This is a genomic window from Rhodopirellula sp. SH410, assembly GCF_055811895.1.
Genome location: NZ_CM147949.1, coordinates 2,963,553 through 2,975,049 on the forward strand (window position 1 = coordinate 2,963,553; position 11,497 = coordinate 2,975,049).

The following is an 11,497-nucleotide window of genomic DNA, read 5'->3' on the forward strand; positions in this document are numbered from 1 at the left end:
CTCGCGAACTCGTCGGGTGATGAAGTGCCTGCGGTCACTCAGCGGCGTATTGCTGCACGAACGCGGCGCTCATATCGGCAACGTATTCCGCGTCGGACGGGTTTTTAATCAACAAGTGATCCGCGTCACTCAGAGTCACCAGGCTGCACCCTGGCAACCCATTCTCGTCTTCAATCAAGCTTGCGATGCGCAGCGCGTGATCATAGCCGAGCGTCTGATCGACGGGCGAATGAAAGGCCAATACTTTGCAGCGAATCCGATTCAAGCAATCGGCGAGAAGGTGGCTGCGGAAATCATCGAGCATCTCGCGGCGGATCGACCACGTCAGTCCACCGATCACCACATCCCCGCGTCCGCTACTTTGGATTTCTGGGTTCATCCGCTGCAGTAAATCAGCGAGATGTTTCGTATCGCTCGGGGCTGCAATGCTGATGACAACGGCAAGCCGACGACGGAGCTCCTCGCTCAGGGGAGTACTCTGAGGAGGTGTGCACTGCGCCAGCGGCATGCCAGCGGCCGTGGCGAGCGACGCGGCACCGCCGAAGCTATGTCCAATCAAGGCGGTCACCGGCCCGAGCGAATCACTGGCAAAGCGGACCGCCGCGGCCAAGTCGGCCATATTGGTCGAGAAATTGGTATTGGAGAAGTCGCCCTCGCTGCGGCCGAGGCCCGTCATGTCAAAGCGCAGTACCGCCACGCCCCATTCGGCCAAACGGCGAGAAATCCGAGTGATCGCCTTGAGGTCTTTATTGCATGTGAAGCAGTGACTGAACACAGCGACCGGGTAGGGCAGCGGCGCGGATGGGTCACCGTTCTGACCGGCGGGGGTCGGTTGATCGACGATACCCGCTAAGGCGAAGCCATTGCCGCCGTCAAAACGAACTCGATAGGAGCGTCGCTGAAAACCTGCCGTCCGATTTCCATCAACACCGCTCACGCTGGCCCGTCCATCGGCAATCTCGCGTTGGTCGTTCCGATCCGTCCGACCTTGAAGGCTTCCGCCATCGCTTTCGGCACGTCCGCTTCGGCGAGCACGAGTAACGCACGGTTCTCTGAAACACGGGCCTTCATTTGCTGCTCTTGGGCGATTGCCTCGGCGCGTCGCCGTTCGGCTTTGGCGCGTGCCACGCGGGTGTCCGCTTCGGCTTGGTCGCGTTGCAAGCGGGCACCGATATTTTCGCCGACGTCGATATCCGCGATGTCAATGGAGACAATTTCGAATGCGGTTTGCGCATCGAGCGCACGTGAGAGGACAACTCGCGTGATCATGTCCGGATTCTCCAGGACATCGAAATGGGAGGTCGCCGAACCGATCGAGCTGATGATGGCTTCACCAACGCGGGCGATGATCGTGTCCTCGGTTGCCCCGCCAATCAATTGTTCGATGTTGGTACGGACGGTCACCCGCGCCCGCACACGCAGTTCAATCCCGTTCTTGGTGATGGCACTCAGAGTGGTTTTTCCGCTGCGTTTGGGATCTGGACAATCGATGACTTTCGGATAGACGCTCGTTTGCACGGCATCGAGCACATCACGTCCCGCCAAGTCGATTGCAGCGGCTTGGTCAAAGTCCAAGGGGATGCGGGCGCGATGGGCGGCAATGATCGCGTGGATCACATTCATGACATTTCCACCCGCGAGATAGTGGGCTTCGAGACGTTGCGTGCTGACCCCATCGACTCGGCTGGTGTTAAGTTTGGCTTGCGCGGCCATCACTTTGGCCTGCACGATCACGTTCGGATTGACCTTCGTGAAGTGCATGCGAATGAGATTCACTAGCTTCACATCCGCGTCGGACATGTACGCTTGGAACCAGAGTTTGCCGTACTGAATGATGAAGAAGGACAGGACCGCAAAGAACGCGACCGCGATGAGGATGCCCACCGTGATCGCGATTGGGTAAATAGAGACCGGCTTTTCACGCTGTGCCAGCACACCGCCATGAATCAGCAATGCACGTCCCAGCGACGAAGCTGCGGACAAATCAGAAAACAGTGCAGGGGTCAGGAACATAGATATCGATTAGCCAAGGAGGGACACGTGACGCATCAGAGCCGAGCGTCGCGTCGGCGCGATGCTCCATAGTAACTCAAGTGGCGCTCAAATTGTAACGATGGGTCGCTGAAGGGGCCTTTTCGCTGATCGCTTTCGCCATTTTTACGCCAAAAAAACTCATCCACCTCGCCAGCGGAGTGTGAAATCGACCGCTGATGTTGACGCGTCGGGCTGGCCACCGAACAGGCAGCCTACGACGACACGATCCGTGAGATGCGATCGACCGCTTGCCGCAGGGATCTCGCTGCCATGACAAAGTTGGTGTGACCACTGACTTCTGGCTGGATTTGCTCATACAGCCCCGTCGCCCCGACCAGTCGCCGCAGTTTCTTCTTGGCCATTTTCAAATAGGCCGCCGTGTCGATGGTGTCATCGACCGGCCCGACGGCCAAGATGAAATCGTACAGATCTCGGACGATCTCGCGGAGATCGTCGTCATCCTCCGCTTCATCACAGTGCTTTAGGAACGTTCGCACCATCCACACGTGGGTGATTTGAGCATCGATCGCGTGAACCCGCTCGAGCATCTCGTTGCCACCGGCCTGATCGCCGGGGTCAGAGTGATCTCCCGTCGAAGTCAAATCGCCGGCTCTTCAACGGGGTCCGCTTCGATTGAATCCGACGCGCTGGTGGCAGAAACAGGTGCCGCGACGTCACCGGCAGGTTTGGTGGGTACATGAGCGTGCGGTGTATTCACCGCGACGATTACGATCCCCACGACGGTCAGTGCCATGCCGACCCACAGCAGCGGACTGACGGTTGTTTCGGCGTGCAATTTGAGCATCGACACGATCGCACTCACCGAGACGGCACCGCCGAAGACGATGGGCATGACCAGCAGTGCGTTGCCGCGGCTGGTCATCATGGCGGTGGTCAAACACAAGGCACCGAATGCGCCAAGCAGCCCGGCCAGAAAGCCCCATTTCATCGTAGGGTAGTACTCGCCGGTGAAGCTGAACGAGTCACCTTTGGCAGCCATCATGGCGAGCCCGCCGCAGATCGCAACTAAAAGATAGGCAATGCCGATGAACACATAAGGTTTAAAAGGTGACCACAACGGCACGCCATCCACACGGGGTGACTGGGCGTTACCGATCGTTGGACCGTAACAACCCCAGAAAGCTGCCGTGCCGAGTGCGAAGAGAATGGGTATTAACATTTTGCTCATGAATCCCTCAAGGGGGGCGTTTGGTGACAAAGGTAACGAATCACAGATAGTCTGAGTGAACACCGCCCAGTTGGACAACGCTCATTCGCCCGCGAGATCGCGATTTTGTTGAAAAAAAGGCGTCCCCACGCTCCGTCTATGGGCCGATCAAGAAGTGACAGATGTCGCCATCTTGCATCACGTATGCCTTGCCTTCCGCACGAAGTTTCCCGGCGGCCCGGATATCTTTTTCCGTTTTGTGTTCTTCGAGGTCGTCAAGATTGTAAATCTCGGCGCGAATGAACTTGTGTTCAAAATCGGTGTGAATCACGCCCGCAGCTTGCGGGGCGGTCGAGCCGATCTGGAACGGCCAGGCACGGACTTCTTTCTCACCCGCAGTGAAGTAGCTCTGCAGCCCGAGCGTGCGGTAGGTCTGGCGCGCGATCACGTTGAGCGAAGGTTCTTCGAGCCCCACGTCGGCTAGCATCTCGGCGCGGTCGGCTTCGTCGAGTTCGGCAATCTCAGCCTCGAGCTTTGCACAGACACAGGCCACGCTGGCACCCGATTTCTTGGCGTGTTCACGAACCTTCTGCACCAACTCATGCTCGCCGGCCAAGTCGTTTTCGTCGACGTTGGCGACATATAGGATCGGTTTGGCGGTCATCAATCCATAGCTACTGATCGCCGCCGCCTCAGCTTCGGGCAGCTCCAGTGTTCGCAGCGGCTGCTCGCTCTCGAGGTGCGCGTTGCATTTCTGGATCGCCAAGACCCGCAGCTTCGCCTCCTTGTCGCCGCCGCGGGCACTTTTTTCAGCCTTCGGCAGGGCGTTTTCGAGCGTCTGCATGTCCGCGAGCACCAGCTCGGTTTCGATCGTGTCGATGTCCGCAATCGGATCGACATTCCCCGAGACATGGATCACGTCGGGGTCTTCGAAACAGCGGACGACCTGCATAATCGCATCGACCTGGCGGATATGGCTGAGGAATTTATTACCCAGCCCCTCGCCGTCGGAAGCACCTTTGACGATGCCCGCGATGTCGACCAGTTTCAGTGCGGCCGGGATGATTTTCTGGGGCACGATGAATTGCGTGATGCGATTCAAACGCGCATCAGGCACACTGACGATACCCTCATTGGGCTCGATTGTGCAAAATGGATAGTTGGCACTTTGGGCCGCGACGCTGCTCGTCAGGGCGTTAAATAATGTGCTTTTGCCTACATTCGGCAAGCCGACGATTCCGGCTTCCATCGAATACCTTTGTGGGAGGGGGCGGGGGTCAAGCGAAGAATTTCTCGCAACAGATGCTGCGCTGAAAACGCATGTTTCCAGTGACGAGGCATGTTATCGCTGCTCAGCGTCGATTCGTCGACCCAGGCAATCAACAGGCTGCCGAAAGCGGCCGTGAAGATTCGCTCGCCCGCGGCCGCGGCGATGGTAAAACACGCCGCAAGGGTGTGGAAATCTCTCTAGGTCCGTCAATGGAGAGTTGGTAAAATCCGCGTGATGGCGATACTAACCCATTGACTTAGGAACGGATTGAAAGATGAAAACGCGAATCGGACTTTCGCTGTTGTTGGCCACGGTGCTCGGTGTCTTTTGCTTGCTGACTCCGCGTGTTTCGGCCAGTGGAGCCGCTGCGGACAGCGAGAAAACGTACCCTGTGACGTATCGATTGGGTGATCTGCCGGTCTGGACGAAAGACGGACAGTTCCAGCCCAAATTGATCATGTCCTTTATCCAAACCACCGTATCACGTGAAGGCTGGGAAGGCTTGGGCGGTCGCTCGACGATGGCTCCCTATCCACAGGGCGCGTCCGTGGTGATCTCAACGACAAGTGAAACCCACGACAAAATCGTGGAGTTCCTCAAGCAATATCGGTAGTGAGACGCTCGGGGCAACGGTCCCAGGCTAAGGCTGGCCCAGCAGCTCTGCTTTGAAGAACCGACTAACCTGAGCTTGGGTCTGGGGGTGCATCAGCGTCACGATGTGGCCTTGTTGTGCAATTTCGGTGAGGATGACCGAGACGCCCGCCTGGGTCGATGCTTCGGCAAATCGCCGGCTATTGGCGATTGGCACAATCATGTCCGTCTCGCCGTGAATCAACTGGATCGGTGGGTCCTTTGCCGAGACATGGGCGATCGGCGAGGCAGCCGTGTAGAGCTCCGAAAACTGGCGTCGGGAGCCTTTCAGGAAATAGGACAGCGTCTCATTATCGAGCGGTAGCCCTTGGAAATCACATGGTGGACCGCCTGCACACACCGCAGCGATCGGAGGCAATCGCGACCAACGCGGATCGGAGAGCTGCCAATTGCTCGCGGTGGCCTGCACGTCGCGGGACTCGTCCGCGAGCACGCCGACCAATGCGGAGAGATGCCCGCCAGCGGAATAGCCAAACAGCCCGATACGCTGGGGATCGATGCTCAGCGCTTGAGCATGATCACCCAGATAGACAAGGGCGTCGCGAACATCATCGACTTGAGCGGGGAATTTGGCATTCGGTGCCAGCCGGTAGTTGATGTTCAGCACGCAGATCCCCAATTCGGCGAGCTGCTGTGCGTAGCCGCTGATCGTCCATTTGCTGCCGGCGAGCCAGCCGCCGCCATGAACCACGACAACGGCCGGACGCAGCATGCCGGAGACCCTCACCGGAGGTTGGCTCGGGTCCGCGACTGTTGCATTTTTGGGATGCTCGACCTTCGCGATCGAATCACCGGGCAGGATGGGGATATAGAGATCCGCCAAGCCTGCGGTGCCCGACTGCAGGTCCGCCGACGTACTGAAACGGATGTCTCCGAACGTGTCGACTTGGATCGGCGCGGCTGCCTCGGCCCGCAACGGGACCGAGGCAAACATCGTCGAGACTGCCATCAGGAGCAATCGGAGGGAATCGAGCATTGTGCCTCTCCCGCTCAGTTCGCTCTCGCTAGATTTTGAGCCCGCAAGCCCTCGATGTACTGCTGCGTGATGTTGAGGACTTCTCGGTTGTAGAAGGAGTCATGGAAGACCTCTTCGGTACCAATTTGTGCATCGAGTTCCTTTTCTTGCTCGTCCTTCTGAGCCTTCATTTCGGCACGACGCTGCATGAATTTAACTTCGTTGAGCGAGATCGTCTTGAGATCCTTTTGCTCGACGTACAGTCCAATTCGTCGCATCAGTTCGATAAACTCTTCGTCCTGAGCGATCCGCTGCTGCGAACTGGCTCGCAACGAATTGATCAGATCCGCTGGCACCATCCGATACAAATCGTGCTTTGCTGGTTGGATCTGGTCGTGGGCGAGGGCGTATTCGAGATCGCCTTCGGCAACGGGCATCTTGCTGATCACGCTCGGTATCACGATGTCCGCTGGGACGCCGTCGAGTTGTGTGCTCTGGCCATCGGGCAGATAGAATTGCTGCAGCGTGACTTTCAATGCGCCGTAGTTGGCCCGCCGGATTCGGAACAGCGACTGGCCGATGTCCATCAGCGTTTGCACGGTGCCTTTCCCGTGCGTTTGCGGGTCGCCGACGATGATGCCGCGACGATAGTCTCTGATCGCACCGGCGAGAATTTCACTGGCACTCGCACTGAGCTTGCTCGTCAGGACGACGAGGGGCCCATCCCAGACGGTGCCGGGATGATCATCGTCGTATTTCTGCACCGAGCCATTGGAGTCCTTCACCTGCACGACGGGACCCTGGTCGATGAACAGTCCCGTCAAACTGATTGCTTCGGTCAACGAGCCACCGCCATTGCGGCTGAGGTCGAGCACGACTCCGGCAACGTTTTCCTTCTTGAAATCCTCCAGAATCTTGGCGACGTCACGAGTGCTGCTGCGGTAGTCGGGATCGTTTCGTCGGGCCCCCTCCATGTCCATGTAAAAGCTGGGCAGGTTGAGGTAACCGATTTTAAGTTTGCCTGGCTGGCCGGGGACTTCATGCTCGATGACTTCGCCACGAGCGGCCGAGTCTTTGAGTTCAATGTGAGCACGAACGATCTTCACGATCTCCAGATTCCCTGTTCCGCCGGGGCGGACGCCCAAGCGAACGGTGCTGCCCGCTTTGCCGCGGATCAGTTTCACAACGTCCTTGAGTGGCATCTCGATGATGTCGACCATCTCACCGTCTTGGCCTTGGCCCACTGACACGATCGAGTCATCGGGCTTGAGTTTGCCGTTTAAATCGGCCGCGCCCCCGGGGATGATTGCCTTGACCTGAGTGGTGCCGTCCTTCTCGCCCAACGACGCGCCGATGCCGTCGAGGTTGAGTGCCATGCTGATGTTGAAGTCATCGAGCGTCGCGGGCGACATGTACGTGGAATGCGGATCGTAACTGTTGGTAACCGCCGTCAAGAACATTTCGAGGATGTCGTCGCTGCTGGTCGATCTCCAGCGATTGGCGTAGCGGTCGTAGCGACGCATGAGTTGATCGCGAGCTTCTTGACCGACAACGGGTTCGTCGGAATCTTTCAGGTCGAGCAGTGAAAGCTTCAGCTGTCGTCTCCAGCGGTCGGTCGCTTCAGCATCGTCATGGGCGTACTGGGCGGCGTCCCGGTCGACGACCACTTGCTCATCGATATTGAAATCGAAGTCACCATCGAGCAGCTGGCGGATTTTCGCCACGCGTTGATCCACGCGTTGTGTGAAGCGTTCAAAAATGTAGTAGGCCAGGTCGAGATTGCCGGCCCGCACATGATCATCAACGACCGTTGAATAGCGTTGGAATTGATCGATGTCGCTTTGCAAAAAGTAGAGTTTCAGCGGATCGAGCGTTTGGAGGTACAGATCGAGCGCCCGAGCACTCTGAGTATCGTCGAGGTCTTTGCCCGAGACGTGTTGGCTGGGCATCAATTGGGCGATGAGTTTCGATACCACGCTGTCCTGAGGCGCCGGTTTCGGCAATTGGGCGGGAGCGGGTTGTTTCGCGGCGGCAGGCGGCACCGCTTGCCCTTGTTTTTCCGCTGGGATCGGCACGGCACGGGGCGTGTCAGGGGCTGCATTTCGTAGTTGATCCGCCTCCTGAGCGTGAAGAGGCGTGAGCAGGCCAGAAAAACCCGCAAGGAGCCCCAACGTCGCTGCAGCGAACCGAAGGGGATACGAACCGAGGCGTTGCGACATATGAGTTCTGCGTTGGGGTGAAGTAACCGAACTCGTAGGCATCGCTCACCCAGCAGCTAGGCTGATGGGTCGTTTCCATGCGCACGAGCACGAATTTAGGAGAGGTTATCAGAGGGATAGTAGGAAAGGACGGGAAGTCAGGCAACCGCGATTTTTCCATCATGTTACTCTACGTGTCCGAGCCAATCGTGTTCGGATGGTAACGATTGTTCGGGAATTATCGAATGTCGCGGGCCGGTTGTGCCGATAACTTTGCCTGAAGCGGTTCTGCTGACAACGGCGGGGCGTACTCAGGCAAGCATTGTTTCAGGAATCAGGGATGAACACTCACTCACAACTCGCCTCGATATCGAAAAAATTCTCGGTGGCCGCGTGGCGGTCCATGGTCGCCGCCGGGATGCTCGTCATCCTGTCGCCCGTGATGGTATCTGCGGCTCCACCCTCGCCAGAGGATGATATCGATTATGCCGCTAGTGGCTTTCGACTGCCTCCGGGGGTGCATCCGGGAGACTGGTCCACCGCCGCTAAGGTCAGTGCCGCAGGCGGAATCAACTACGCCAGTCAACCGGCGATCAGCGGCCCCATGATGGGCGGAGCGATGATGGGCCCCATGATGGGCAACACACCATTGTCTCAGAAAATTCCGTCGTCGTTCCCATCCGGACCGATTCCGGGGATGCCGGGGGGCATGCCCGTGTCGACCGGGTTGTCGGGGCCAATCGGCCCGGCCGCGTACCAATCTGCGATGCAGAACCCCTATGGACAGGTCATGCCCGTCAGCTACCAAGGCGGACCGATGGGCTACGCCCCGGCTGGCTATGGCTACGCTTGTGACTCGTATGTGGAGGGAGCCGGCGGTGCTGGTTACTGCAGCGATAGTGCCTGCGGCTGTGCTGGCCCGGGCGGATTTCAGGGGATTCTGCCCGCGATGATGGGACACTGCAATCTGTGCAATGGCCAGGGCTGCGGGGTTTGCAGTTCACAACTGTACCAAAGCGGTTGTCTTGGCCGCGGGGGGATGCTCGGCGACTGGTGCAGCGGCAAGTGCATGCAGGGCGACATGGGAGTTCTGTTGGGGACCATCGGCGGCGGAGCAATCGGCTGCGTGAACGCTCTGCGTCCCTTCAGCGAGGCGGGCAAGTGTGCCCAGCGATGGTACGACCTTTCAGTCGAGGGGCTGTTCCTGGGGAATAACTTTTCACAGGGCAACATGGCACTGACATCGCGGGGCGTTGGCGGTCCGACCGCATTGAGCCTCAATGACGTTAAAGCAAGTGATTTGGAAGCCGGCGTGCGAGTGTCCGCAGCCGTGATCCTGGGAGTCGGTGGGAACTTAGAAGGCACGTATATGGGCGGGCAAGAGTGGAACAACAGCGGACAAGCGTATGCAACGGACCCCAATAATCCCGATTTGTACTCGTACATCTCAGATTACGGAACGCTTCCGGTAGGCGGGTTCGACGATACGGACCGCTCGGTGAGTCAGCAGGCGTATACCCAATCGCGATTCCATAGCGGGGAAGTCAACTATCGCCGCCGGGCGGTGGGACCAGGCTGCCGGTTCCAAGGCTCATGGTTGGTCGGAGCACGGTATCTCCGCCTGGACAACGACTTCGGATATAGCACCGTGGGGATGCCTGATCCGGCCGTCGGCTCCGTCGCCCCCGTGGGATATTATGACTCCGTGACCGGGACCAAGAACAACCTCTTCGTCGGCCAGATTGGATACGACGTGTGGTGGAACATGGTGCCCGGCGTGCAGCTCGGCTTCGGCATGAAGGGTGGCTGGGGACAAAACGACTGGGAACGAACGACCAACGTCTTCGCCAACTCGATCGGACCCGGGGGGACTGCCGGGTCGGCCAGCATCAGCGACCGCGATCGACGCGGCAGTGTGATGGGTGAATTTGAGACGAAACTCGTCTACCGACTCTCGCACTCGTGGTCGTTCCGAACGGCGTATCACATGTTGGCCGTCGACAATATTGTCAACACGGTACCGCCGGCTGACTACGTTCGCTCGTCGCTGGGAACCCTCGGGAGCGGCGGTGTCGTGACGGCCGCACCACCGAGCAGCTTCAGCAATGTGGTTCTTCAGGGCTTCACCGTCGGTGCGGAATACATGTGGTAACGGGAGGCTAAGGTGAACACGCTCCCCGGAGCGTGTTCACCGCCCCACGACGGGTACGAAGAAAGCCAAAAACGCTCTACACTGCTGATTCGACTCCGTTTCCGCAGCCCTGATCGCTTTCTCTTCATGATATCTCGCAAACCCATTTTCCCTGGTGTCATTGAACTGAACTTCCAGGCCGGTGAAGTACTCGGTTGCAATCTGTACCTGATCTACGACCAAGACGAATGGGTATTGATCGACATCGGGTACGAAGAAACAGTGGATGATTACATCCAGATCATCCGTGATTTGGATTTCCCACTCTCTCGCTGCCAAACGCTGATCGCCACCCACGCCGACGTGGACCATATCCAGGGACTGGCGAAGGCGAAACAGGCGCTGAAGACCACAGTGACCTCGCATCCCAACGCGGTCGAGCCCCTGCAGAGCGGCGACACGCTGAAAACGCTGGCTTTGATCGAAGCCCAGAACTTGCGGCTGGAGATGCCGCCGGTGCAGATTGATCATGTGGTCAATGATGGCGACGTCATTCGCGTGGGCAAGCTCGAGCTCGAGGTCTGGCACACGCCCGGCCATACCGATAGCCAACTGGCATTTCGCTTAGGCGATGTGCTGTTCTCGGGCGACAATGTTTACCGCGACGGATGCATTGGCGCGATCGATGCCCACCACGGCAGCGACATCAAGGCCTTCCTGCGTTCGCTCAGGCGGATCCGTGATAGCGACGTGCGTTGGCTCGCCCCGAGCCACGGCCCAATCTTCGCCAAAGACAACGCGATGCTCGACAAAGTCATCGCTCGCGTTGAAGGCTACCTGCATATGGCGGACTTTGGAACGCTCGCAGAGGACTGGCCGCTGATGGACGCATGGGACGAGGAAGTCGCTCAGGGCATCCTCCCCGATGGGCTGGAATTGCCAGGTTAAGGACCGCGACATCCCTTGGTCGATCGAGTCTCGCCGACACAATGAGTTGCGGTGGACGACGCACGCTTCGGTCGGATGAACCCTGTGAGTCGGTATGGAGCACCACGGACTCGCTGGGATTCATTATGCTCTGTGGTGTGGG

At 58.5% G+C, this 11,497-nt stretch carries 10 protein-coding genes; 3 read left to right on the forward strand and 7 right to left on the reverse strand.

All coding sequences use genetic code 11. The features are described from left to right. Positions 1 to 34: 34 nt before the first annotated feature. From SH410x_RS10840 to ychF, 5 genes are all read right to left on the reverse strand, one after another. Positions 35 to 937, reverse strand: a complete 903-nt coding sequence (locus SH410x_RS10840) for an alpha/beta hydrolase family protein (RefSeq protein WP_473676520.1) — start codon at positions 935 to 937, stop codon at positions 35 to 37. Continuing rightward, on the reverse strand, positions 934 to 2,013 hold the full coding sequence (floA, locus tag SH410x_RS10845; RefSeq protein WP_473676521.1) for a flotillin-like protein FloA: 1,080 nt from the start codon (positions 2,011 to 2,013) through the stop codon (positions 934 to 936). The genes SH410x_RS10840 and floA overlap by 4 nt, the downstream gene beginning before the upstream one ends. A 233-nt stretch (positions 2,014 to 2,246) precedes the next feature. Further along, the gene (locus SH410x_RS10850) at positions 2,247 to 2,582 is read right to left on the reverse strand and encodes an amidohydrolase (protein ID WP_473677292.1); all 336 of its coding nucleotides are present in this window, start codon (positions 2,580 to 2,582) and stop codon (positions 2,247 to 2,249) included. Between the two features lie 50 nt (positions 2,583 to 2,632). Next, positions 2,633 to 3,223: a hypothetical protein gene (locus SH410x_RS10855; protein WP_473676522.1), complete on the reverse strand. Its 591-nt coding sequence runs from the start codon at positions 3,221 to 3,223 to the stop codon at positions 2,633 to 2,635. 136 nt (positions 3,224 to 3,359) lie between these two features. After that, on the reverse strand, positions 3,360 to 4,451 hold the full coding sequence (gene ychF / locus SH410x_RS10860; protein WP_473676523.1) for a redox-regulated ATPase YchF: 1,092 nt from the start codon (positions 4,449 to 4,451) through the stop codon (positions 3,360 to 3,362). Positions 4,452 to 4,746: 295 nt separating this feature from the next. On the opposite strand from ychF, the gene SH410x_RS10865 reads away from it, so the two are divergent. Continuing rightward, complete coding sequence (locus SH410x_RS10865; protein WP_473676524.1) at positions 4,747 to 5,085, forward strand: hypothetical protein; 339 nt, start codon at positions 4,747 to 4,749, stop codon at positions 5,083 to 5,085. 27 nt (positions 5,086 to 5,112) lie between these two features. Here SH410x_RS10865 and SH410x_RS10870 read toward each other — a convergent pair whose 3' ends face one another. Next, on the reverse strand, positions 5,113 to 6,099 hold the full coding sequence (locus SH410x_RS10870; RefSeq protein ID WP_473676525.1) for an alpha/beta fold hydrolase: 987 nt from the start codon (positions 6,097 to 6,099) through the stop codon (positions 5,113 to 5,115). Between the two features lie 14 nt (positions 6,100 to 6,113). Then, on the reverse strand, positions 6,114 to 8,297 hold the full coding sequence (locus tag SH410x_RS10875) for a carboxy terminal-processing peptidase (protein WP_473676526.1): 2,184 nt from the start codon (positions 8,295 to 8,297) through the stop codon (positions 6,114 to 6,116). A 319-nt stretch (positions 8,298 to 8,616) separates the two neighbouring features. Between SH410x_RS10875 and SH410x_RS10880 the strand changes: the two genes are divergently transcribed. Both SH410x_RS10880 and SH410x_RS10885 read left to right on the forward strand, forming a co-directional pair. Next, a complete protein-coding gene (locus SH410x_RS10880; protein WP_473676527.1) occupies positions 8,617 to 10,428 on the forward strand; it encodes a hypothetical protein in 1,812 nt (603 codons plus the stop codon). Positions 10,429 to 10,554: 126 nt separating this feature from the next. Further along, positions 10,555 to 11,355 (forward strand): MBL fold metallo-hydrolase, encoded by an 801-nt coding sequence (locus SH410x_RS10885; RefSeq protein WP_473676528.1) that lies wholly within the window; start codon positions 10,555 to 10,557, stop codon positions 11,353 to 11,355. Positions 11,356 to 11,497 lie beyond the last annotated feature (142 nt).